Raw genomic sequence first — 22,255 nt, 5'->3', positions numbered from 1 at the left:
CGTCGGATCCTTCCCAGCGTGGCACGGCCGCCCGGCCACGCCAACGGGGCGAGGGGGCGGCTAGGCCAGAGGGGCGAGCGCGGCGCTCAGCACGTGCCGGTGTCCCGCACGACGCCCTGGGCCCGGGCGGCCGCCAGCCACGTCGGGAACTCCCCCACCAGCCGGTCGTACAGCTCGGCGTCCGGCACCCGGCGGGGGTCCTCCCCCGCGTGGAAGAAGCCGGCGTTGTCCACGACGCGCTTGCCGGGCACGGCCAGCTCGTCGAGCTTGCGCAGGAAGTCGAACTGCTTGCTGCGCGGGTCGCCGAAGCCGATGAACTGCCAGAACAGCGGGAGCCTCGCCGCCTTGCACAGATACCGTTCCGCGGCGAGCTTGTTGATCGGCCCGCCGTCGGTCTGGAAGACGACCAGGGCGGGGGCGGCCGTCCCGCTGTCGAGGTAGTGGTCGATCACGGCGTCCATGGCCAGGTGGTAGCTGGTCTTTCCCATGTGCCCGAGCCCGGCCACGATCCGCTCGATCCGCCCCTGGTGGCCCGCCAGGGCGATCTCCGTCTCGGCGTCGACGTCGGTGGAGAAGAACACCACGGGCACGGTGCCGTCGTCGTCGAGGTGCGCGGACAGGCCGAGCACCCGGTCGGCCAGCGCCTGCACGCTGCCGTCCTTGTAGTAGGGCTTCATCGAGCCGGAGTAGTCGATCACGAGGTAGACCGCGGCGCGCAGCCCGCCCAGCCCGTGCTTCGTGAGGGACACCCCGGCGCTGTTGTACAGGTCCACCAGCGCGGGAGCGGTCTCCTGCACCTTGCTCAGACTGATCGCGGCCATGGGCTCACTCTCTCACTCCGCGACGACCGCTCCGCCGCTCGGTTCCGGCACCCGGCCGGCGGGCCCGGAGGAGTCGGGGGTCGTGGGCGGGCAGCGGGGCCGGGCGGCCGGCAGGGGGGCGGCACCGGCCGAGGACGTGCGACGGCGCCTGCCCGGTCGTCCGGTCGGGGACAGTGGGGCAGGCGCCGTCGGTGTTCCGCACGCCTTTGTGCGGGACGTTCTGGTGGGGTGCGCTCAGACCGTCAGCGCGCGGTCCGTCGGGCGGATCGGGGCGGGCAGGTCGCTGGCACCGGTCAGGAAGCGGTCGACGCCCTTGGCGGCCGAGCGGCCCTCCGCGATCGCCCACACGATGAGCGACTGGCCGCGGCCGGCGTCACCGGCGACGAACACGCCCGGCACGTTGGTCTGCCAGTCGGCGTCCCGGGCGATGTTGCCGCGCTCGTCCAGCTCCAGGCCGAACTGCTCGACCAGGCCGTTCTCGCGGTCGGTGCCCGTGAAGCCCATCGCCAGCGTCACCAGCTGGGCGGGGATCTTGCGCTCCGTGCCCGGCTTCGGCGTCAGCTTGCCGTCGACGAACTCCACCTCGGTGAGGTGCAGCCACTGCACGTTGCCGTCCTCGTCGCCCTCGAAGTGGGTCGTCGAGACGGAGTACACGCGCTCACCGCCCTCCTCGTGGGCCGAGGTGACCTTGTACAGCATGGGGAAGGTCGGCCAGGGCTGGCCGATCGGGTGCCGCTCGTCGTTCGGGCGGGGCATGATCTCCAGCTGCGTGACGGAGGCCGCGCCCTGGCGGTGGGCGGTGCCGACGCAGTCCGCGCCGGTGTCGCCGCCGCCGATGACCACGACGTGCTTGCCCTCGGCCGAGATGGGGGGCGCCACGAAGTCGCCCTCCTGCACCTTGTTGGCCAGGGGCAGGTACTCCATGGCCTGGTGGATGCCCTTGAGTTCCCGGCCGGGCACCGGCAGGTCGCGGGGCGTGGTCGCGCCGACGGCCAGGACGACCGCGTCGTAGCGCTTCTTCAGGTCCGTGGCCTTCAGGTCGCGGCCGATCTCGACGCCCGTGCGGAAGCGGGTGCCCTCCGCGCGCATCTGCTCTATGCGCCGGTTGATGTGCCGCTTCTCCATCTTGAACTCGGGGATGCCGTACCGCAGGAGGCCGCCGATGCGGTCCGCGCGCTCGTAGACGGCGACGGTGTGACCGGCGCGGGTCAGCTGCTGGGCGGCGGCGAGGCCGGCCGGGCCGGAGCCGACGACCGCGACGGTCTTGCCGGACAGGCGCTCCGGGATCTGCGGGGCGACGTCCCCGGTCTCCCACGCCTTGTCGATGATCGAGACCTCGACGTTCTTGATGGTGACCGGCGGCTGGTTGATGCCCAGCACGCACGCCGACTCGCACGGAGCGGGGCACAGGCGGCCGGTGAACTCCGGGAAGTTGTTCGTCGCGTGCAGGCGCTCCTGCGCGGCCGACCAGTCCTCGCGGTAGGCGTAGTCGTTCCACTCGGGGATGAGGTTCCCGAGGGGACAGCCGTTGTGGCAGAACGGGATGCCGCAGTCCATGCAGCGGCTGGCCTGCTTGCTGATGATCGGCAGCAGGGAGCCGGGGACGTAGACCTCGTTCCAGTCGCGGACGCGCTCCTCGACGGGGCGGGACTTGGCGACCTCGCGCCCGTGGTTCAGGAAGCCCTTCGGGTCAGCCATTGATCGCCGCCTCCATCATCTTCTCGTGGGTCTCGGTCTCGGAGAGACCGGCTCGCTCGGCGGCGTCCTTGGCGGCGAGCACTGCCTTGTACGTGCTGGGGATGATCTTGCTGAAGCGCTCGACGGCGGTGTCCCACTCGGCCAGGAGCTTCTCGGCGACGGTGGAGCCCGTCTCCTCCCGGTGGCGGCGGACCACGTCGTGCAGCCACTGCTTGTCGGTGTCGTCCAGCGCCTCGACCGCGTCCAGGTTGCCGGCGTTGACGTTGTCCCGGTCCAGGTCGATCACATAGGCGATGCCGCCGGACATGCCCGCCGCGAAGTTGCGGCCGGTCTCGCCGAGCACCACGGCGTGACCACCGGTCATGTACTCGCAGCCGTGGTCGCCCACGCCCTCGGAGACGACCGTCGCACCGGAGTTGCGCACGCAGAACCGCTCACCGGTCTTGCCGCGCAGGAACATCTCGCCGCCGGTGGCGCCGTAGCCGATGGTGTTGCCGGCGATGACGCTGTACTCGGCGAGGTGGTCGGCCGCGCGGTCCGGGCGGACGATGATCCGGCCGCCGGAGAGGCCCTTGCCGACGTAGTCGTTGGCGTCGCCCTCCAGGCGCAGCGTCACGCCGCGCGGCACGAACGCGCCGAAGGACTGGCCCGCGGAGCCGGTGAAGGTGATGTCGATGGTGTCGTCGGGCAGGCCCGCGCCGCCGAACTTCTTCGTCACCTCGTGGCCGAGCATGGTGCCGACCGTGCGGTTGATGTTGCGGATCTGCACCTGGGCGCGGACCGGCTGGGCCTCGGTGGCGTCCGAGGCGGCCAGGGCGTCGGCGGCCAGCTTGATCAGCTGGTTGTCGAGCGCCTTCTCCAGGCCGTGGTCCTGCGCGATCAGCTGGTGGCGCACCGCGCCCTCGGGCAGCTGGGGCACGTGGAACAGCGGCTCCAGGTTCAGGCCCTGCGCCTTCCAGTGGTCGACCGCGCGGGAGACGTCGAGCGCCTCGGCGTGGCCGACGGCCTCCTCGATGGAGCGGAAGCCCAGCTCGGCCAGGAGCTCGCGGACCTCCTGGGCGATGTACTGGAAGAAGTTCACGACGTACTCGGCCTTGCCGTTGTACCGCTCGCGCAGCACCGGGTTCTGCGTGGCGATGCCGACCGGGCAGGTGTCCAGGTGGCAGACGCGCATCATGACGCAGCCGGACACGACGAGCGGCGCGGTCGCGAAGCCGAACTCCTCGGCGCCGAGCAGCGCGGCGATGACCACGTCGCGGCCGGTCTTCAGCTGGCCGTCGGTCTGCACGACGATGCGGTCGCGCAGGCCGTTGAGCAGCAGCGTCTGCTGGGTCTCGGCGAGGCCCAGCTCCCAGGGACCGCCCGCGTGCTTCAGCGAGGTGAGCGGGGAGGCGCCGGTGCCGCCGTCGTGGCCGGAGATGAGCACGACGTCCGCGTGCGCCTTGGAGACACCCGCGGCGACCGTGCCGACGCCGACCTCGGAGACCAGCTTGACGTGAATGCGCGCCTGGGGGTTGGCGTTCTTCAGGTCGTGGATCAGCTGGGCCAGGTCCTCGATGGAGTAGATGTCGTGGTGCGGCGGCGGCGAGATGAGGCCGACGCCCGGCGTGGAGTGCCGCGTCTTGGCGACCCACGGGTAGACCTTGTGGCCGGGCAGCTGGCCGCCCTCGCCGGGCTTGGCGCCCTGGGCCATCTTGATCTGGATGTCGTCGGAGTTGACCAGGTACTCGGAGGTCACGCCGAAGCGGCCGGAGGCGACCTGCTTGATGGACGACCGGCGGGCCGGGTCGTACAGGCGCTCCGGGTCCTCGCCGCCCTCACCGGTGTTGGACTTGCCGCCCAGCTGGTTCATGGCGATGGCGAGGGTCTCGTGCGCCTCCTGCGAGATGGAGCCGTACGACATGGCGCCGGTGGAGAACCGCTTGACGATCTCGGAGACCGGCTCGACCTCGTCGATCGGGATGGGCTTCCGGTCGGACTTGAAGCCGAACAGGCCGCGCAGCGTCATCAGGCGCTCGGACTGCTCGTTCACGCGCTCGGTGTACTTCTTGAAGATGTCGTACCGGCCGGCGCGCGTGGAGTGCTGGAGGCGGAAGACGGTCTCCGGGTCGAACAGGTGCGGCTCGCCCTCGCGGCGCCACTGGTACTCGCCGCCTATCTCCAGCGCGCGGTGCGCCGGGGCGATGCCGGAGGCCGGGTAGGCCTTGGCGTGCCGGGCGGCGACCTCCTTGGCGATGACGTCGATGCCGACGCCGCCGATCTTGGTGGCCGTGCCGTTGAAGTACTTCTGGACGAAGCCCTCGTCGAGACCGACGGCCTCGAAGACCTGGGCGCCGCGGTAGGAGGCGACGGTCGAGATGCCCATCTTGGACATGACCTTCAGCACGCCCTTGCCGAGGGCGTAGATGAGGTTGCGGATGGCCTTCTCGGGCTCGATGCCGGGCAGGAAGGTGCCGGCGCGGACCAGGTCCTCGACGGACTCCATCGCCAGGTAGGGGTTGACCGCGGCGGCGCCGTAGCCGATGAGCAGGGCGACGTGGTGGACCTCGCGGACGTCGCCGGCCTCGACCAGCAGGCCCACCTGGGTGCGCTGCTTGGTGCGGATGAGGTGGTGGTGGACGGCCGCGGTGAGCAGCAGCGACGGGATCGGCGCGTGCTCGGCGTCGGAGTGCCGGTCGGACAGGACGATCAGGCGGGCGCCGTTGTCGATGGCGGCGTCGGCCTCGGCGCAGATCTCCTCGATCCGCGCGGCGAGCGCGTCGCCGCCACCGTGCACCCGGTACAGGCCGGACAGGGTCGCGGCCTTGAAGCCCGGCATGTCGCCGTCGGCGTTGATGTGGATGAGCTTGGCCAGCTCGTCGTTGTCGATGACCGGGAAGGGCAGCAGGACGCTGCGGCAGGAGGCCGCGTTCGGGTCGAGCAGGTTGCCCTGCGGGCCCAGCGACGAGCGCAGGGAGGTGACCAGCTCCTCGCGGATGGCGTCCAGCGGCGGGTTGGTGACCTGCGCGAACAGCTGCGTGAAGTAGTCGAACAGCAGACGCGGGCGGTCCGACAGCGCGGCGATCGGCGAGTCGGTGCCCATCGAGCCGATCGGCTCGGCACCGGCCTTGGCCATCGGCGCGAGGATGACGCGCAGCTCCTCCTCGGTGTAGCCGAAGGTCTGCTGGCGGCGGGTGACCGAGGCGTGGGTGTGGACGATGTGCTCGCGCTCGGGCAGGTCGGACAGCTCGATCTCGCCGGCCTCCACCCACTCCTGGTAGGGGTGCTCGGCGGCGAGGCCGGCCTTGATCTCGTCGTCCTCGATGATGCGGTGCTCGGCGGTGTCGACGAGGAACATGCGGCCGGGCTGCAGGCGGCCCTTGCGGACGACCTTGGCCGGGTCGATGTCCAGGACGCCGACCTCGGAGCCGAGGACGACGAGGCCGTCGTCGGTGACCCAGTAGCGGCCGGGGCGCAGGCCGTTGCGGTCGAGGACCGCGCCGACCTGGGTGCCGTCGGTGAAGGTGACACAGGCGGGGCCGTCCCAGGGCTCCATCATCGTGGAGTGGAACTGGTAGAAGGCACGCCGGGCCGGGTCCATGGAGTCGTGGTTCTCCCACGCCTCCGGGATCATCATCAGCACCGAGTGCGGCAGGGAGCGGCCGCCCAGGTGCAGCAGCTCCAGGACCTCGTCGAAGGAGGCGGAGTCGGAGGCGTCCGGCGTGCAGATCGGGAAGATCCGGTCGATCGCCTTGTCGTCGGAGCCGAACAGGTCGGAGACGAGCTGCGACTCGCGGGCCACCATCCAGTTGCGGTTGCCCTTGACCGTGTTGATCTCGCCGTTGTGCGCGACGAAGCGGTACGGGTGTGCCAGCGGCCAGGAGGGGAACGTGTTGGTCGAGAACCGGGAGTGCACGAGCGCGATCGCGGAGGCGAAGCGGCGGTCGGACAGGTCCGGGAAGAAGGGCTCCAGCTGGCCGGTGGTCAGCATGCCCTTGTAGACGATCGTGCGGGCCGACAGCGAGGGGAAGTACACGCCGGCCTCGCGCTCGGCGCGCTTGCGCAGCACGAAGGCCTTGCGGTCGAGGGCGATGCCCTCGGAGGTGCCGTCGGCGACGAAGATCTGCCGGAAGGCCGGCATGGTCGACCGGGCGGTGGCACCCAGCAGCTGGGGCGCGACCGGGACCTCGCGCCAGCCGAGGACGGTCAGGCCCTCGTCGGCGGCGATGGTCTCGATGCGTGAGACGGCCTCGGCGGTGGAGTCCTCCGGCAGGAAGGCGATGCCGACGGCGTAGGCACCGGCCGCGGGCAGTTCGAATCCGGCCACATCACGGAAGAAGGCGTCCGGGACCTGCGACAGGATGCCGGCGCCGTCGCCCGAGTCGGGCTCGGAGCCGGTGGCACCGCGGTGCTCCAGGTTGCGCAGGACGGTGAGAGCCTGCTCGACCAGGGTGTGGGACGCCTCGCCGGTGAGGGTGGCGACGAAGCCGACGCCGCAGGCGTCGTGCTCGTTGCGGGGGTCGTACATACCCTGCGCAGCAGGGCGAGCATCCATGAAGGACCAGTTCTGGCCATTCGCGGAGTGCTGGGACGGCTGGCGCGGCGTACGCATCGGCTCTCCCGTCGTCGTCATGTGGCATGTGCAAGTGCCGAGGGACGACGTTGGCCCTCTGCGTGATCGCAAAATTTCGTGCAGGTTACATGATGGAGCGGTTCTCGGGAACCGGGATAACCCGTTCCAGCATGCGGACACCGTGGGTGCGCGGCGGGGGTACCGCGCCGACGGCGGAAGCTATGGGGGGCCAGTACGGAACGACCGGGTGAGGTCGGTTCCCGTCGGGCCCTGGGGCGGGGGCAGGCGTCTTCGCCCGCCCCGCTGGGGGCACGCCGCGGGCCTCATTGCCCGCAGCGCTTACGGCTCATGCCCGATGGTTGCGCGTTCGAAACCAGCGAGTAACGGTTACTTATGCGGCCCCACGCATAAGTCCGAGCCGCGCTATCCTACGGCCGTTCCGAACAAGGTGCCCAGGGCGTACGTCACACCGGCCGCCGCGCCTCCCAGGAGCAGCTGCCGCAGACCGCTGTACCACCAGCTGCGCGCCGTCACCTTGGCCACCACCGCGCCGCACAGGAAGAGCCCCAGCAGCGCCAGCAGCACCGCCGGCCACATGCTGCTCGCGCCCAGCAGGTACGGCAGCACCGGGACGAGCGCGCCGAGCGCGAAGGAGCCGAAGCTGGACACCGCGGCGACGGTGGGCGAGGGCAGGTCGCCGGGGTCGATGCCCAGTTCCTCCCGGGCGTGGATCTCCAGCGCCTGCTCGGGGTCCTTCGACAGCTGCCGGGCCACCTCGCGGGCCAGCCGCGGCTCGACCCCTCGCGCCTCGTAGAGGGCGGCCAGCTCGGCCTCCTCGTCCTTGGGGTGCTTGCGCAGTTCGCGCCGCTCCACGTCCAGCTCGGCCTCGACGAGCTCGCGCTGCGAGGCCACGGAGGTGTACTCACCGGCGGCCATCGAGAAGGCGCCGGCGGCCAGGCCCGCAAGGCCGCTGAGGACGACGGTCTGCTGGCTGACCGCCCCGCCCGCGACACCCGTCATCAGGGCCAGGTTGGAGACGAGGCCGTCCATCGCACCGAACACCGCGGGACGCAGCCAGCCGCCGTTCACGTCCCGGTGGGTGTGGTTGTCCCGGTGCGCCTCGTGCAGCGCCGCCTCGGTCTCGATGATGGCCATGGAAGAAACCCCGCTCCCCTACTTTGGACACGTTCCAGAGTTGTACAACACCGAAACTACCCCTCGAATTCCACCCCTGCCAGCAAGGAAAGGCTGGGCTAACCTGCGGTTTTACCGTTTTCCGCTCACTTGATCATCACCTCTCACAGATGTCGACCGGGTGATGCTGAGGCTCAGGAGGCTCGCCGCGGTCCCCGCGGTGGGACACATGCCCCATGGCATCGATCGCCTGCATCCCCTCCGTTCCGGCGCCCGGGGACGCCATCGGACTCCGCGCGCGGGCCCGGGGCGCACTGCTGGGCCTGGCCGTCGGTGACGCCCTCGGGGCGCCCGCCGAGAACATGAAGCCGTCCGAGATCCGCGCGAAGTGGGGCCGCATCACGGGCTACGTGGCCGACAAGCCGGCCGGCACGGACGACACCGAGTACGCGCTCTTCTCGGCCCTGCTGCTGGCCCGGCACGGCTCCGCGCTCACCCCGGCCCACGTCGAGGCGGCCTGGCACGAGCTGATCGCCGACCGCGACGAGGGCCCCTTCCGGGGCGCCGGCTTCAGCGAGCGCGGCACGCTGGAGAACCTGCGCCGGGGCCTGGCCGCGCCCATCTCCGCCCAGCACCGGCACGCCTGGAGCGACGGCCTGGCCATGCGCGCGGCCCCCTTCGGGGTGTTCGCGGCGGGCCGCCCTGCGGAGGCGGCCCGGCTGGTCGCCATCGACGGCTCGGTCAGCCACGACGGCGAGGGCATCCACGGCGGCCAGGCGGTGGCGGCGGGCGTCGCGGCGGCGATGGCCGGTGCCCCGCCGACGGCGGTGGTGGCCGCGGCCCTCGCGGTCGTGCCCGACGACTCGTGGACCGCCCGCAGCCTGCGCCGCGCGGTGGCGGTCGCCCACCGCGGCGAACGCGCGGTCCGCTCCGCCGTCGTCATCGGCGGCTACCCGTGGACCGACCTGGCCCCCGAGGCGGTCGCTCTCGCGTTCGGCGCCTACGCGGCGGCCGACGGCGACTTCGAGCAGTCCGTGCTGACCGCGGTGAACATGGGCCGCGACGCGGACACGACGGCGGCGGTGGCGGGCGCGCTGGCGGGCGCGACCCGGGGCGTGGCGGCGATCCCGGCGGCCTGGGCGGCGGCCATCACCCCGGCGCGGGGCTCCTGCCTCCCGGCGATGGCGGGCCACCACGTGCTGGAGGCGGCGGATCTGCTGACCCCGGCGGTGCCCGGCACTCCCCCGGAGCCGGCGGACTTCGTCCTGGCGGCGGACGACGCGACGGAGGCCCCCGCATGACGGCACCCGACCCGGCACCCCCCGGACCACCGGCAGCTCACGGCACCGCCCCGCCCACGCACGCAACCCCCGCGGCCGCCGACGGCGAGGTCGCCCCCCGGGAGACCAAAACCCCTCGGGCGACCGTCACGGGCGGTGTGCGGCTGGGAGAACAGAGGACCGAAGGCCTCCTGCTGGGCCTCGCCGCCGGCGACGCGGCCGGCTGGCCCGCCGCCCGGCACCGGGCCGCCCGCATGCCCGACTGGACCCGCCGCCTCACCCGCGAACTCGACACGTTCGCCGAACACAACGCGACGACCACCCTCCCCGTCCCCATCGCCCTCAACCAGCCCCCCGAGCCCCTCCGCCTCGGCCCCTCCGACGACGCGGAATGGGCGGCCTTCGCCGCCGAGGCCCTGCTGCGCGCGGGCGACGACACCGTCCTGAACGACCTGAGCCGGGACCGCCGCACCCGCGCCGCCATCGACCTCACCTGGAACGCCGTGGCCGGCGAGGTCGCCGCCGCGGCGGACCGCGCCCCCGAGATCGAGTCCGCGGTCATCCCGCTGCGCGCCCGCATCTCCGTCCGCGCCGGCCTCGGCAACCTCGCCGCCGGCCTGCGCCCGCCCGCCACCGGCCACGACAACCCGCACTACTTCGACGACGCCGCCTGTGTGCGCGCCTGCGTCCTGGCCGTGGCCCACCCCGGCGATCCCCGGAGCGCCGCGGATCTCGCCGAGTTCGACGCCCGCTACACCCAGGACGGCGACGGAGTCCACGGCGCCCGCGCGATGGCGGCGGCCCTCGCCCTCGCCCTGGCCGGCGCGCACGTCGACGCCTGCGTCACCGCCGCCCTCGCCGAACTGCCCGCCGGGACGGAGATCGGCCGCAACGCCCGGCACGCCCTGGAACTCGCGGCCGTGGCGGACAGCGCCTTCGCCCTGGTCCCGCCCCTGGAGCACCAGATCGTCGACCACGTCTACAGCTACGGCATCGCCGCGGCCGAGACCGTCCCGGTCGCCCTCGCCCTGGCCACCGCCGCCCGCGGCCGCATCGCCGAGGCGGTCCCGGCCGCGGCCTGCCTGTCCCGCGTCGCGGACTCCGCCCCGGCGCTGGTGGGCGCCCTCACCGGGGCCCTCGGCGGCGGCGCCTCGATCCCGGCCTCCTGGCGGGACGCCTGCCGCACCCTCTCGGGCTGCGTCCTGCCCCGCCTCACCGGCACCGACCTCGTGGAACTCGCCGGACTCCTGGAAGCCGTCCAACCAGCCCGCCCCGGTGGATGATGCGGCCATGAAGCCCAAAACCCACCAAAACGCCACGCTGGACGAACGAATCACCTCAGCCCTGGTCGGCGCGGCCGTCGGCGACGCCCTCGGCGGCCCCGTCGAGGGCTACTCACCCGACCAGATCCTGGAACGTCACGGCGGCCGCGTCCACGGCGTCGTCGGCCCCTGGCACGGCGACGCCTGGCGCACGGCCCGGCCGCTCGCCCCGTACCACAAGGGTGACGGCCACGTCACCGACGACACCCTGATGACGCACGCCCTCATCCGCGTCTACGCCCGGGTCCGCGACCACCTCGACGCCTACGCGATCGCCGACCACCTGGTCCCCGACCTGATGACCGAGCCCCGCTGGATCCCGGAGCTGGAGACCGAGGCGCTCCCCCTCCAGCGGATCTTCCTCGCGGAGAAATGGCTGGTCACGAGGATCCACTACGGCCATGCCGACCCACGCGAGGCCGGCACCGGCAACATCGTCAACTGCGGGGCGGCGATGTACACGGCCCCGGTCGGCCTGGTCAACGCGGCCGACCCGCGGGCGGCGTACGCAGAGGCCCTGGACATCGCCGGCGCCCACCAGTCCTCGTACGGCCGCGAGGCGGCGGGCGTCCTGGCCGCGGCGGTGGCCGCCGCGTGCACCCCCGGGGCGACTCCGGACTCGGTCGTCTCGGCGTGCCTGTCGCTGGCGAAGGACGGCACCCGGACGGCGATCGAGCGGGTCTGCGAAGAGGCGTCCCGCCACACGGACTTCGAATCGGCCCTGAGCCCGCTGCGCGAGGCGGTCGCCCCCTACGACACGGTGGGCCCCGACTACCGTGCCCCCTCCCTGGGCGCCCGGCGCCCGTCCCGCCTCCACGCGATCGAGGAACTGCCCGTCGCCCTGGGCATGCTGCTCGTCGCGGGGGGCGACTACCGCCACGCGGTCCTCGGCGCCGTGAACTACGGCCGGGACTGCGACTCCATCGCCACGATGGCCGGCGCCCTGGCCGGGGCCCTGGGCGCACGGGTTCCGGAGGACTGGGCGAAGACCGTGGCGGAGGCCAGCCGCCTGGACCTGTGGGAACCGGCCGCCACGCTCGCGGAGGTGACCCGGGAGGTCTTCGCCCGGGACGTGACCCGCCGCCGCGCCCACGAGCGGGCCTTCGCCGTTCTCGGAGGCCGGGAATGCTCCGACTGACCTGGGTCCAGCCGGAGGACCTGCTCGGCCACGAACTGCGCCAGGCGAGCCAGGACGGCCGCGAGCCGAAGGCGATCGCGGCCCGCTGGCGAGCCGCGGGCGGCCCACCGGCCCCGGCCACCGCCGGCGCCTCCCCCACCCCCACGACCCGCTACCTGCGGCAACTGGCCGAGGACCTGCTGGACGAACTGGCGGACCTGCCCAGCACCCTGGCGGACGACGAACCGACGGACCTGGAGCAGATCAGGGCCGTCTGCGCCGACTGGCCGGAGCCCACTCCCGGCCCGGCCGCACCCCACCCGCGCCTCGAAGCCGCCTGGCTGGGCCGGGCCGTCGGCTGCCTGCTCGGCAAACCCGTCGAGAAACTGCCCCTGGACGCCATCCGCCGACTGGCCCGAGCGGCCGGCAACTGGCCCCTCACCACCTACTTCACCGCCAGGGGCGTCCCGCGGGACCTCCTCGCCGCACACCCCTGGAACCGCCGCTCGGCGGCCACCTCCCTCGCCGAGAACATCGACGGCATGCCCGAGGACGACGACCTCAACTACCCCCTGCTCAACCTGCTCCTCCTGAAGCGCCACGGCACGTCCTTCACCACCGCGGACGTGGCCCGCACCTGGCTCGACGAACTCCCCGCCGGACGCACCTTCACCGCGGAACGCGTCGCCTACCGCAATCTCCTCAGCGGCCTGGAACCCCCGCACACCGCCCGTCACCGCAACCCGTTCCGGGAATGGATCGGCGCCCTGATCCGCGCCGACGTCCACGGCTGGACCAACCCGGGCGACCCGGGCGCCGCGGCCGCGCAGGCCCACCGGGACGCCACCCTCACCCACACCGCCAACGGCGTCTACGCGGCGATGTTCGCGGCGGCCGCCATCGCGACGGCCGCGACCGGCACCGCCGACGTCCACACCTGCCTGCGCACCGGCCTCAGGGTCGTCCCCCCGCGTTCCCGCCTCGCCCGGGCCGTCCGCCAGGCCGTCGAACTGGCCCACCGGCACGCCGACTTCGACACGGTCGTCGACGCGCTCCACACCACCCACGCCGCCACCCACCACTGGGTGCACGCCGTCCCCAACACGGCGCTGATCGCCGCCGCCCTCACCCACGCGAACGGCGACTTCACCGGCTCCGTCTGCCGGGCGGTGAGCGGCGGCTGGGACACCGACTCCAACGGCGCCACCGCGGGCTGCGTCGCCGGCCTGCTGGCCGGCCACCCGGCGGCACTCCCCGGCCGCTGGACGGCACCGCTGAAGAACCGCCTGTCCACTTCCGTCGGCGACTTCCACGGCGTCGGCTTCGACACCCTCGCCCACCTCACCCACCGGGAGACCCACCGCTCATGACCGCTCCCCAGCCCGCGCCCCTCTCCGGCCTGCGCGTCCTCGACCTCGCCACCCTCTTCGCCGGGCCGATGGCCGCCACCCTGCTCGGCGACTTCGGCGCGGAGGTCGTCAAGGTCGAGCACCCGCGGAAGCCGGACCCCTCCCGCGGCCACGGCCCGTCCAAGGACGGCATCGGGCTGTGGTGGAAGATGCTCGGCCGCAACAAGCGGACCATCACCCTCGACCTGTCCCGGCCCGGCGGCCGCACCACCCTGCTGCGCCTCGCCGCGACCGCCGACGTGATCGTCGAGAACTTCCGCCCCGGCACCCTGGAGAAGTGGGACCTGGGCTGGCCGGAGCTGTCGGCCGTCAACCCCCGCCTGGTCCTGGCCCGCGTCACCGGCTTCGGCCAGTTCGGCCCCTACGCGCACCGCCCCGGGTTCGGCACCCTCGCCGAGGCGATGAGCGGCTTCGCCGCGATCACCGGCGAGCCCGACGCGCCCCCGACCCTCCCGCCGTTCGGCCTGGCCGACGCGATCGCGGGCCTGACGACGGCGTACGCGGTGATGACGGCGCTCGCCGCCCGGGACCGCACCGGTGAGGGACAGGTCGTCGACATGGCCCTGATCGAGCCGATCCTGGCCGCCCTGGGACCCCAGCCGCTCTGGTACGACCAGCTCGGCCACGTCCAGCCCCGCACCGGCAACCGCTCCCCCAACAACGCCCCGCGCGGCGTCTACCGCACCGCGGACGGCACCTGGGTCGCCGTGTCCACCTCGGCGCAGTCGGTCGCCGAGCGCGTGATGCGCCTGGTGGGACGCCCCGACCTGATCGACGAGCCGTGGTTCGCCACCGGCGCCGACCGCGCCGCCCACGCCGACGTCCTGGACGAGGCGGTCGGCTCCTGGATCGCCGCCCGCCCCCGCGCCGACGTCCTGGCCGCCTTCGAGAAGGCCGAGGCGGCGGCCGCCCCGATCTACGACGTCCGGGACGTGCTGGCCGACCCGCAGTACCAGGCCCTGGACACCGTCACCACCGTCGACGACCCGGAACTGGGCCCGCTGCGCATGCAGAACGTCCTCTTCCGCCTGTCCGCCACGCCCGGCTCGATCCGCTGGGCCGGCCGCCCGCACGGCGCCGACACCGACGAGGTCCTGACCGGACTCGGCCTCACCGAGACCGACCTGAAGGAGCTGCGCGCCGAGGGCGTCGTATGACGACGGCGCCACCGCTCACCTGGCTCTACGCCCCGGGGGACCGCCCCCACGTGGTGGCCAGGGCCCTCACCTGCGGCGCCGACGTGGTGATCGTCGACCTGGAGGACGCGGTCGACCCCGACCGCAAGACCTACGCCCGCGACGCCACCGCCGACCTGCTCGCGGACCCGCCTCCGGTCCCCGTCCACGTCCGCGTCAACGCCCTGGACAGCCCGTGGGCCGAACAGGACATCGGCGCCCTCGCCCAAGCCCCGGGCCTGTCCGGTCTGCGCCTGCCCAAGGTGACCTCGGCGGCCGGGATCACCCACATCGCCCACCGCACGACGGCCGCGCTGTACGCCCTGCTGGAGTCGGCCCTCGCGGTGGAACAGGCCTACGCCGTCGCCACGGCCCATCCGAACCTGCGGGGCATCGCGCTCGGGGAGGCGGATTTGAGGGCCGACCTGGGGGTCCGGGACGACACCGGCCTCGACTGGTCGCGCGCCCGGGTGGTCGTGGCCGCCCGGGCGGCGGGCCTGCCCCCGCCGGCGCAGTCGGTCCATCCCGACATCCGCGACCTGGAGGGCCTGGCCGCCTCCTGCGCCCACGGCCGCGCCCTGGGCTTCCTGGGCCGCGCCGCGATCCACCCCCGCCAGCTGCCGGTCATCGCACGCGCCTACCTGCCCACCGGCGAGGAGATCGAACAGGCGGAGACGATCCTGAAGGCGACGACGGCCGAACGGGGCGCCCAGGCCCTGCCCGACGGCCGCTTCGTGGACGCGGCGGTGGTGGCGGCGGCCCGCCGCACCCTGGCCCTCGCGGGCCGCCGCTGACATGCCGAGGGCGCCCGGTCACCCGGGCGCCCTCGGACAGGTCGCTGCGAAAGGGAGCCGTCAGGCCTTCTTCCCCGACCCGGCCTGGTTCCTGGCCCCGCCGGCTTCGGTCTCACCCGCGGCCTCGTCCCCCGCGGCGGCCTCGCCGCCCGCGGAGCCCTTGTCCTTCTCGACGCCCTCGGAACTTTCGGCGCCCTTGCCGTCCGCGTCGCCCTTGCCCAGGTCGACGGCCTTCTCGTCGCCGTCGGCGGCACCGCCGGAAGCCACCGCGCCCGGCTCCACGACCTCTTCCCGCCCGGGCCGCTTCCTCGCCGACAGCACGAAGTACGTCACCGCGAGCAGGAACACCAGGATCGCGGTCCAGACGTTCAGCCGCAGGCCCAGGATGTGGTGGGCGTCGTCGACCCGCATGTACTCGATCCACGCCCGGCCCGCGCAGTACGCGGCGACGTACAGCGCGAAGGCCCGGCCGTGTCCGAGGCGGAAGCGGCGGTCGGCCCAGATGACGAGGACCGCGACGCCGACGCACCACAGCGACTCGTAGAGGAACGTCGGGTGGTACGTGCCCGGGACCCGACCGTCCGCCGACGACGTGATCTCCAGGGCCCACGGCAGATCGGTGGGCTTGCCGTACAGCTCCTGGTTGAACCAGTTGCCCCAGCGGCCGATCGCCTGCGCCAGGGCGATGCCCGGGGCGACGGCGTCGGCGTAGGCCGGCATCGGGATGCCCCGGCGGCGGCAGCCGATCCACGCGCCCAGCGCGCCGAGCGCGATCGCGCCCCAGATGCCGAGGCCGCCTTCCCAGATCTTGAAGGCGTCCACCCAGTCACGGCCCTCGCTGAAGTACAGCTCGTAGTCCGTGATCACGTGGTAGAGGCGGCCGCCGATCAGGCCGAAGGGCACGGCCCAGACAGCGATGTCGGCCACCGTGCCGGCCCGCCCGCCCCGGGCGATCCAGCGCTTGTTGCCGAGCCAGACCGCGACGAAGACGCCGATGATGATGCAGAACGCGTAGCCGCGCAGCGGAATGGGTCCGAGGTACAGCACCCCGCGCGACGGGCTGGGAATGAAGGCAAGTTCCATGGCAAGGTCGACGCTACCGTGCCGGACCGGGCCCGGGGCAGGCGGCCCGGCTACGGGTCCATAACAGGGGACGGGCGACGGTCCCTCAGGTCCGGTTCGCCTCCTGCACCATCTGCTTCAGCTTCGCCGGGGTCATCGTCCGGTCCTGGTAGATGTTCTTGCCGTCGAACAGCACCGTCGGCGTGCCGGAGAAGTCGCCCTCGTCGAAGGCCTGGTGGGACTTGGCGACCCAGGCGTTGTGGGTGCCGTCCTCGACGCACGAGCGGAAGGCCGGCGTGTCCAGACCGTCGACCTTGCCGGCGAGCTCGATCAGCTTGTCGTTGTCCGCGTAGGCGTCGTCGACCTCCGCGGGCTGGTTGTCGAAGAGCACGTCGTGGTACGCGGGGAACTTCCCGGCGTCCTGGGCGCAGGCGGCGGCGTTGGCCGCGTTGCGCGAGCCCGTGCCGCCCATGTTGCCGTCGATGAGCGTGACCAGGTGGTACTCGGCCTTCAGCTGACCGGCCTCGGTCAGCTCGTGGATCACCGGCCGGTACGCCGTCTCGAAGGACTTGCAGGCCGGGCAGCGGAAGTCCTCCCACACCGTGAGCGTGGACTTGGCGCTGTCCTTGCCGACGGGGATCGCCAGGCCGTCCTTGCCCTGCGCTCCCGAGGGGGCCACCACCGGGCCCGAGGCCTCGCCGCCGTCGTCCTTGCCGGCGTTGGCCGCGACGACGCCGATCACCGCCGCGAGTCCCAGGACGGCCACCACGGCCCCGCCCACGACCAGCGCGCGCCGGCGCTTCTCGGCGGACTTGTGCTTCTCACGCTCGACCGCCAGCTTCTCCCGGGCGGTGCGCTTTCCCTCACGGTTCTTCTCGCTCACACCCCGGAAACGAACCGGGGAGGCGCACCGCGCCTCCCCGGCCTCAGGTCCACCCGTACGAGGGACCCGTATGACTTGCGGCTTTTCTACGCCTGCCGGCGCACGCCCCTGGCCAGGTCACCGGCGAGCGCGCGCACGGCCTCGATGCCGGCCGCGTCGTCCGGGGCGTCGAGCATCGCCTTGACGAACGCCGAGCCGACGATCACGCCGTCGGCGAAGCCCGCGACCTCGGCGGCCTGGGCGGGGTTCGAGACACCGAGCCCGACGCAGACCGGCAGGTCCGTTCCCGTGGCCCGGGTGCGTTCCACCAGGTCCTTCGCCTGTGAGCTGACACTGGCGCGGGTGCCGGTGACGCCCATGAGGGAGGCGGCGTAGACGAAGCCGCTGCCCGCCGCGGTGATCTGCGCGAGCCGCTCGTCCCTGCTGCTGGGCGCGACGACGAAGACGGTGGCCAGACCGTGCTTCTCCGCGTGCTCCCGCCACAGCGCCGACTCCTGCACGGGCAGGTCGGGCAGGATGCAGCCCGCTCCGCCCGCCTCGGCCAGCTCCGCCGTGAACCGTTCGACGCCGTAGCGGTCGATGGGGTTCCAGTACGTCATGACGAGGATGGGCTTGCCGGTGGCGGCGTGGGCCTCGCGGACCGTGCGCATCACGTCGGCGATCCGCACGCCGCCGCGCAGGGCGATGTCGTCGGCGGTCTGGATGACCGGGCCGTCGAGGACGGGGTCGCTGTGCGGCAGGCCCACCTCGACGACGTCGGCGCCGCCGTCGACGACCGCCTTGACCGCCTCGATGCCGCCGTCCACGGTCGGGAACCCGGCCGGCAGGTAGGCGATGAGGGCGGAGCGCCCTTCGGACCTGGCGGCGGCGAGGGTGTCGCTCAACAGCCGGATGTTCCCGCTCACTTGGCGTCCCCCTCGATCTCGGCGGTGCCGGAGGCGTCCTCGGCGACCTCGGCGTCGGTGTCGTACAGGCCGAAGTAACGGGCGGCGGTGTCCATGTCCTTGTCGCCGCGGCCGGAGAGGTTGACCACGATCAGCCCGTCCCCGCCCAGCTCCTTGCCGACCTCCAGGGCGCCGGCCAGGGCGTGGGCGCTCTCGATGGCCGGGATGATGCCCTCGGTGCGCGACAGCAGGCGCAGGGCCTGCATCGCCGCGTCGTCGGTGACCGCGCGGTACTCGCCGCGGCCGATGTCCTTCAGGTAGGAGTGCTCCGGGCCGATGCCCGGGTAGTCCAGACCGGCCGAGATGGAGTACGGCTCGGTGATCTGGCCCTCGTCGTCCTGCAGGACGTAGGAGCGGGAGCCGTGCAGGATGCCGGGCTCGCCGGCGGTCAGGGTCGCGGCGTGCTCGCCGGTGTCGACGCCGTGGCCGGCCGGCTCGCAGCCGATGAGCCGGACGCCCTCGTCGGGGATGAAGGCGTGGAAGAGGCCGATGGCGTTGGAGCCGCCGCCGACGCAGGCGATCGCGGCGTCGGGGAGGCGGCCGGCCCGCTCCAGGAGCTGGCGGCGGGCCTCGACGCCGATGACGCGGTGGAAGTCGCGGACCATGGCCGGGAAGGGGTGCGGTCCGGCGACGGTGCCGAAGAGGTAGTGCGTGTGGTCGACGTTGGCGACCCAGTCGCGGAAGGCCTCGTTGATGGCGTCCTTGAGCGTGCGGCTGCCGGACTTCACGGCGATGACCTCGGCGCCGAGCATGCGCATGCGGGCCACGTTGAGCGCCTGGCGCTGCGTGTCGATCTCGCCCATGTAGATGGTGCATTCGAGACCGAAGAGGGCGCAGGCGGTGGCGGTGGCGACGCCGTGCTGGCCGGCGCCGGTCTCGGCGATGACGCGGGTCTTGCCCATGCGCTTGGTGAGCAGGGCCTGGCCGAGGACGTTGTTGATCTTGTGGGAGCCGGTGTGGTTGAGGTCCTCGCGCTTGAGGAAGACCCGGGCGCCGCCGGCGTGCTCGGCGAACCGGGGCACCTCGGTGAGCGCGGAGGGGCGGCCGGTGTAGTTGACCAGGAGGTCGTCGAGCTCCTTCGCGAACTCCGGGTCGTGCTTGGCCTTGTCGTACTCGACGGCGACCTCGTCGACCGCCGCGACGAGGGCCTCGGGGATGAACTTGCCGCCGAAGGCCCCGAAGTAGCCCTCGGGGCTGGGCGTCTGCCCCTCGGGGTCGGGAATGAAGAACTGACTGGGCATGCGAATACCTCACGGTGAGTGTGTGTGGAATGCACTGATCGCCGTGGGAGCAGGGCTTTGCCGCTGACCGCGGGCCGTACGTGACGCGTCGCGCCCGCGCGGCGGCAGCCGCACATCGGATGGTGCCCCGCGCCCTAACGGGCGCGCTGCCATCGCATGCCGTTCACCTGGCCCGGCTCGTCACCGATGACGTACCGGACGCGGCGGCCGTGGACCCGGCGGGCGGGCGCACGGCAGCCGCGGGGGCGGCAGCCGCGCGCGAGGCGGGCGTACCGGTCCACGGTCGTCATGGTGAGAGTCATCGGGACAAGCCTAGCGAAGATCAGCTCCGGCCGTGGCGGAGTGCGGGATGTTCGCCCGCCGCCACGAGGTCGGAGACCGCCGTCCTCGGGTCCTTGCCGGTGACGAGGGACTCGCCGACCAGGACCGCGTCCGCGCCGGCGTTGGCGTAGGCGATCAGGTCGTGCGGGCCGCGGACGCCGGACTCGGCGACCTTGATGATGTGGTCGGGGATCTCCGGCGCCACCCGCTCGAAGGTGTTGCGGTCGACCTCGAGGGTCTTGAGGTTGCGGGCGTTGACGCCGATCACGCGGGCGCCGGCGTCGACCGCGCGCTCGACCTCGTCCTCGTCGTGCACCTCGACGAGCGGGGTGAGGCCGATGGACTCGGCGCGCTCGATGAGGGACTCCAGGGCGGGCTGGTCCAGGGCGGCGACGATCAGCAGGGCGACGTCGGCACCGTAGGCGCGGGCCTCCCACAGCTGGTAGGAGGTGACGATGAAGTCCTTGCGCAGGACCGGGATGTCCACGCGGGCGCGGACCGCCTCCAGGTCGGCGAGCGAGCCGCCGAAGCGCCGCTGCTCGGTGAGGACGGAGATGATGGCCGCACCGCCGGCCTCGTAGTCGGCGGCGAGCCCGGCCGGGTCGGCGATGGCGGCCAGCGCGCCCTTGGAGGGGCTGGACCGCTTGACCTCGCAGATGACCTTGACGCCGTCACCGCGCAGGGCTGCCGCGCCGTCCTTGGCCGCGGGAGCCTTCGCCGCGCGCTCCTTGAGCTCGTCGAGGCTGACGCGCGCCTGCCGCTCAGCGAGGTCGGCACGGACTCCGTCGATGATCTCGTCGAGCACACTCACGCGAGCGGCCCCCTTCCAGACTGTTGACAGTTCCAGCGACCAGCCGGAAACGATGGTCCCTGCGATGGTATCCGCAGCAGGGCGAAGGCTTCGCATCCGGTTGACGCCGGTCCCAGTACCTGGACATCCGCCGGATGATCAAGGATGCAGCCAGCCACCGAAGGGCAGGTTCCGGACAACCGTGAAGACCAGCAGCAACGCACCCAGGCCCCAGACCAGCCCGGGTCGCGGGTCGATCCGCAGGGGGCGTCCGCGGACCGCGTGGACCACCCAGACGGTCCACAGCACGGCGCAGGCCAGATAGCCGAGGACGGCGAGCGCGTTGGCGTGCAGGGCGGCCGCGAGGTCGCCGTGCACGAACGCGTGGGCGCTGCGCAGGCCGCCGCAGCCGGGGCAGTACAGGCCCGTGTAGCGCAGCAGCGGGCAGACGGGGTAGTGGCCGGGTTCGTTGGGGTCCACCGCGCCCACGTAGGCGAAGGCGGCGGCAGCGCCCGCCAGGAGGCCGGCGGGGACGGCCAGGCGTCCCGCCGGACCGTGCGTCACCTGTCGGCTGTCGGCGTTCACGGTAGGCATTGTGCCCCGGGCACGCGTGAGGGGCGGTCCCGGCACCACCCGTGCCGGCCGCCCCTCACCCGGGAACGCGTCGTCCGCCGGGGTCAGCCCTCGGCGCGCGCCGGCTCGCGGTCGCCCGTCATCTGGTGCGGGGCGTGCAGGTCCTTCGGCTGGCCGAGGCCCATCATCCGCATGACGCCGCCGACGACACCGCCGAGCAGCACGACCACCATGCCGGCCCAGAAGCCCGCCGGCTGGTCCATCACCATGAAGGCGCCCGCGACGCAGAAACCGATGAAGGCGATGATGACACCGGTCCAGGCGGCCGGGGTGTGACCGTGGCTGCTGCCCGCCATTGCTTGCTCCTCGTTGCTGTGTGCGTGTCTGAGCAGGACGCTCGGGGCCATTGTCCCGCACGCGCGCGGGGACGGTGACCGGGGGTGCGCCCCGGAGTCACTCGTGCGGCTCAGGCGCCGGTCGGGTCCTCGCCCCGGTCGAGCGCCTTCCACAGGTCCTCGGGGCGGTCCGGGTCGACGGCGGGGGCCTTGCGGCGCGGCTGCGGGGTGCCGCCGCGCTCGTAGCGGCCGGACATCGCGGGCCACAGCCGGCCGTAGCGCAGGGCGAGCAGGCCGGCCAGCAGGAGCAGGACGCCGCCGACGGCGGCGACGTACGGCCAGGCCGTGTGGGTGAGGGCGGCCACGGAGGCGGAGCTGTCGCCGGACGCCCGGGCGGCCTTCTCGTCCAGCGCGGAACTGTCGGAGGCGCCGAGGAGGGCGGCGGCGACGGTGCCCGCGCCGGACAGCGCCAGCAGCGCGGCCACGACGAGGCGGCCGGCACGGCGGACGGCGAAAACGGCGACGAGCGCGGCGAGGCCCACTATGGCGAGCGCCGCGGGCACGCCCGTGACGTCGCTGCCGCTGGCGGTGAGCGGGAAGGCGCCGCCGGCCACCCGCGCGGTGCCCTCCGCCCACTGCTGCCGGGTGGCCAGGAGCGCCACGGCCGCGCCGAGGGCGCCGCACAGCAGCGCGGCGGCGAGGCTCAGGCGGCCGGCCCGGGCGGATCCGGCGGCTTCGGAACGGGGGTGCGGTACAGCAGTCACCACCCCACTATCGCCCGAAGCCCGGGCGAACCGTCACCCG

The 22,255-nt window shown here is 73.1% G+C and carries 19 protein-coding genes; 6 read left to right on the top strand and 13 right to left on the bottom strand.

Annotated features, from left to right (window positions below; all coding sequences use genetic code 11):
- Positions 1-86: 86 nt before the first annotated feature.
- The 4 genes from ACF07N_RS28585 to ACF07N_RS28570 form a co-directional block, all read right to left on the bottom strand.
- Positions 87-821 carry a vWA domain-containing protein gene (locus tag ACF07N_RS28585; protein WP_392118251.1) on the bottom strand — a complete coding sequence of 245 codons (735 nt, stop codon included), beginning with the start codon at positions 819-821 and terminating at the stop codon, positions 87-89.
- A 234-nt stretch (positions 822-1,055) separates the two neighbouring features.
- A complete protein-coding gene (locus tag ACF07N_RS28580; RefSeq protein WP_392118248.1) occupies positions 1,056-2,519 on the bottom strand; it encodes a glutamate synthase subunit beta in 1,464 nt (487 codons plus the stop codon).
- Complete coding sequence (gltB, locus tag ACF07N_RS28575; protein WP_392118785.1) at positions 2,512-7,110, bottom strand: glutamate synthase large subunit; 4,599 nt, start codon at positions 7,108-7,110, stop codon at positions 2,512-2,514. Before gltB ends, ACF07N_RS28580 begins: the two co-directional genes overlap by 8 nt.
- Before the next feature lie 384 nt (positions 7,111-7,494).
- Positions 7,495-8,226 carry a VIT1/CCC1 transporter family protein gene (locus ACF07N_RS28570; protein WP_383585361.1) on the bottom strand — a complete coding sequence of 244 codons (732 nt, stop codon included), beginning with the start codon at positions 8,224-8,226 and terminating at the stop codon, positions 7,495-7,497.
- A gap of 215 nt (positions 8,227-8,441) precedes the next feature.
- Between ACF07N_RS28570 and ACF07N_RS28565 the strand changes: the two genes are divergently transcribed.
- Genes ACF07N_RS28565 through ACF07N_RS28540 form a run of 6 tightly spaced genes read left to right on the top strand, consistent with a single transcriptional unit; the run spans position 8,442 to position 15,302 of the window.
- A complete protein-coding gene (locus ACF07N_RS28565) occupies positions 8,442-9,506 on the top strand; it encodes an ADP-ribosylglycohydrolase family protein (RefSeq protein ID WP_392118245.1) in 1,065 nt (354 codons plus the stop codon).
- Positions 9,503-10,768 (top strand): ADP-ribosylglycohydrolase family protein, encoded by a 1,266-nt coding sequence (locus tag ACF07N_RS28560; protein WP_392118242.1) that lies wholly within the window; start codon positions 9,503-9,505, stop codon positions 10,766-10,768. Before ACF07N_RS28565 ends, ACF07N_RS28560 begins: the two co-directional genes overlap by 4 nt.
- Positions 10,769-10,775: 7 nt before the next feature.
- Positions 10,776-11,945 carry an ADP-ribosylglycohydrolase family protein gene (locus ACF07N_RS28555; protein ID WP_392118239.1) on the top strand — a complete coding sequence of 390 codons (1,170 nt, stop codon included), beginning with the start codon at positions 10,776-10,778 and terminating at the stop codon, positions 11,943-11,945.
- Positions 11,933-13,294 (top strand): ADP-ribosylglycohydrolase family protein, encoded by a 1,362-nt coding sequence (locus tag ACF07N_RS28550; protein WP_392118236.1) that lies wholly within the window; start codon positions 11,933-11,935, stop codon positions 13,292-13,294. Before ACF07N_RS28555 ends, ACF07N_RS28550 begins: the two co-directional genes overlap by 13 nt.
- Positions 13,291-14,490: a CaiB/BaiF CoA transferase family protein gene (locus ACF07N_RS28545; protein ID WP_392118233.1), complete on the top strand. Its 1,200-nt coding sequence runs from the start codon at positions 13,291-13,293 to the stop codon at positions 14,488-14,490. The genes ACF07N_RS28550 and ACF07N_RS28545 overlap by 4 nt, the downstream gene beginning before the upstream one ends.
- Positions 14,487-15,302 (top strand): HpcH/HpaI aldolase/citrate lyase family protein, encoded by an 816-nt coding sequence (locus ACF07N_RS28540; protein WP_392118231.1) that lies wholly within the window; start codon positions 14,487-14,489, stop codon positions 15,300-15,302. The genes ACF07N_RS28545 and ACF07N_RS28540 overlap by 4 nt, the downstream gene beginning before the upstream one ends.
- A gap of 60 nt (positions 15,303-15,362) precedes the next feature.
- Here the strand turns inward: ACF07N_RS28540 and lgt are convergent, their stop codons facing one another.
- From lgt to ACF07N_RS28495, 9 genes are all read right to left on the bottom strand, one after another.
- Entirely contained in the window at positions 15,363-16,385 is a 1,023-nt protein-coding gene (lgt, locus tag ACF07N_RS28535; protein ID WP_392118228.1) for a prolipoprotein diacylglyceryl transferase, read from the bottom strand.
- A gap of 85 nt (positions 16,386-16,470) precedes the next feature.
- Positions 16,471-17,247, bottom strand: a complete 777-nt coding sequence (locus ACF07N_RS28530; protein ID WP_383333263.1) for a DsbA family protein — start codon at positions 17,245-17,247, stop codon at positions 16,471-16,473.
- 86 nt (positions 17,248-17,333) lie between these two features.
- Entirely contained in the window at positions 17,334-18,152 is an 819-nt protein-coding gene (gene trpA, locus ACF07N_RS28525) for a tryptophan synthase subunit alpha (protein WP_392118225.1), read from the bottom strand.
- A complete protein-coding gene (trpB, locus tag ACF07N_RS28520; RefSeq protein ID WP_383333259.1) occupies positions 18,149-19,432 on the bottom strand; it encodes a tryptophan synthase subunit beta in 1,284 nt (427 codons plus the stop codon). Before trpB ends, trpA begins: the two co-directional genes overlap by 4 nt.
- A 134-nt stretch (positions 19,433-19,566) precedes the next feature.
- Positions 19,567-19,734, bottom strand: a complete 168-nt coding sequence (trpM, locus tag ACF07N_RS28515; RefSeq protein ID WP_190200386.1) for a tryptophan biosynthesis modulator TrpM — start codon at positions 19,732-19,734, stop codon at positions 19,567-19,569.
- Positions 19,735-19,754: 20 nt separating this feature from the next.
- A complete protein-coding gene (gene trpC / locus ACF07N_RS28510) occupies positions 19,755-20,564 on the bottom strand; it encodes an indole-3-glycerol phosphate synthase TrpC (RefSeq protein WP_383346513.1) in 810 nt (269 codons plus the stop codon).
- A 138-nt stretch (positions 20,565-20,702) separates the two neighbouring features.
- Entirely contained in the window at positions 20,703-21,137 is a 435-nt protein-coding gene (locus ACF07N_RS28505; RefSeq protein ID WP_392118221.1) for a DUF2752 domain-containing protein, read from the bottom strand.
- 83 nt (positions 21,138-21,220) lie between these two features.
- Complete coding sequence (locus ACF07N_RS28500; protein ID WP_094052543.1) at positions 21,221-21,472, bottom strand: HGxxPAAW family protein; 252 nt, start codon at positions 21,470-21,472, stop codon at positions 21,221-21,223.
- A 110-nt stretch (positions 21,473-21,582) separates the two neighbouring features.
- Positions 21,583-22,215: a TIGR02234 family membrane protein gene (locus ACF07N_RS28495; protein WP_383333252.1), complete on the bottom strand. Its 633-nt coding sequence runs from the start codon at positions 22,213-22,215 to the stop codon at positions 21,583-21,585.
- Positions 22,216-22,255 lie beyond the last annotated feature (40 nt).

This window comes from Streptomyces sp. NPDC015242 (assembly GCF_043079125.1).
Lineage (GTDB): Bacteria > Actinomycetota > Actinomycetes > Streptomycetales > Streptomycetaceae > Streptomyces.
The sequence above is the reverse complement of the archived record's forward strand: the minus strand, read 5'-3'. Positions and strand labels throughout refer to the sequence as shown.

What these genes read in the sequence shown, in the direction of transcription:
- ACF07N_RS28585 (WP_392118251.1), bottom strand. Translation starts at nt 821, where the DNA reads ATGGCCGCGATCAGTCTGAGCAAGGTGCAGGAGACCGCTCCCGCGCTG.
- ACF07N_RS28580 (WP_392118248.1), bottom strand. Translation starts at nt 2,519, where the DNA reads ATGGCTGACCCGAAGGGCTTCCTGAACCACGGGCGCGAGGTCGCCAAG.
- gltB (WP_392118785.1), bottom strand. Translation starts at nt 7,110, where the DNA reads ATGCGTACGCCGCGCCAGCCGTCCCAGCACTCCGCGAATGGCCAGAAC.
- ACF07N_RS28570 (WP_383585361.1), bottom strand. Translation starts at nt 8,226, where the DNA reads ATGGCCATCATCGAGACCGAGGCGGCGCTGCACGAGGCGCACCGGGAC.
- ACF07N_RS28565 (WP_392118245.1), top strand. Translation starts at nt 8,442, where the DNA reads ATGGCATCGATCGCCTGCATCCCCTCCGTTCCGGCGCCCGGGGACGCC.
- ACF07N_RS28560 (WP_392118242.1), top strand. Translation starts at nt 9,503, where the DNA reads ATGACGGCACCCGACCCGGCACCCCCCGGACCACCGGCAGCTCACGGC.
- ACF07N_RS28555 (WP_392118239.1), top strand. Translation starts at nt 10,776, where the DNA reads ATGAAGCCCAAAACCCACCAAAACGCCACGCTGGACGAACGAATCACC.
- ACF07N_RS28550 (WP_392118236.1), top strand. Translation starts at nt 11,933, where the DNA reads ATGCTCCGACTGACCTGGGTCCAGCCGGAGGACCTGCTCGGCCACGAA.
- ACF07N_RS28545 (WP_392118233.1), top strand. Translation starts at nt 13,291, where the DNA reads ATGACCGCTCCCCAGCCCGCGCCCCTCTCCGGCCTGCGCGTCCTCGAC.
- ACF07N_RS28540 (WP_392118231.1), top strand. Translation starts at nt 14,487, where the DNA reads ATGACGACGGCGCCACCGCTCACCTGGCTCTACGCCCCGGGGGACCGC.
- lgt (WP_392118228.1), bottom strand. Translation starts at nt 16,385, where the DNA reads ATGGAACTTGCCTTCATTCCCAGCCCGTCGCGCGGGGTGCTGTACCTC.
- trpB (WP_383333259.1), bottom strand. Translation starts at nt 19,432, where the DNA reads ATGCCCAGTCAGTTCTTCATTCCCGACCCCGAGGGGCAGACGCCCAGC.
- trpM (WP_190200386.1), bottom strand. Translation starts at nt 19,734, where the DNA reads ATGACTCTCACCATGACGACCGTGGACCGGTACGCCCGCCTCGCGCGC.
- ACF07N_RS28505 (WP_392118221.1), bottom strand. Translation starts at nt 21,137, where the DNA reads ATGCCTACCGTGAACGCCGACAGCCGACAGGTGACGCACGGTCCGGCG.
- ACF07N_RS28500 (WP_094052543.1), bottom strand. Translation starts at nt 21,472, where the DNA reads ATGGCGGGCAGCAGCCACGGTCACACCCCGGCCGCCTGGACCGGTGTC.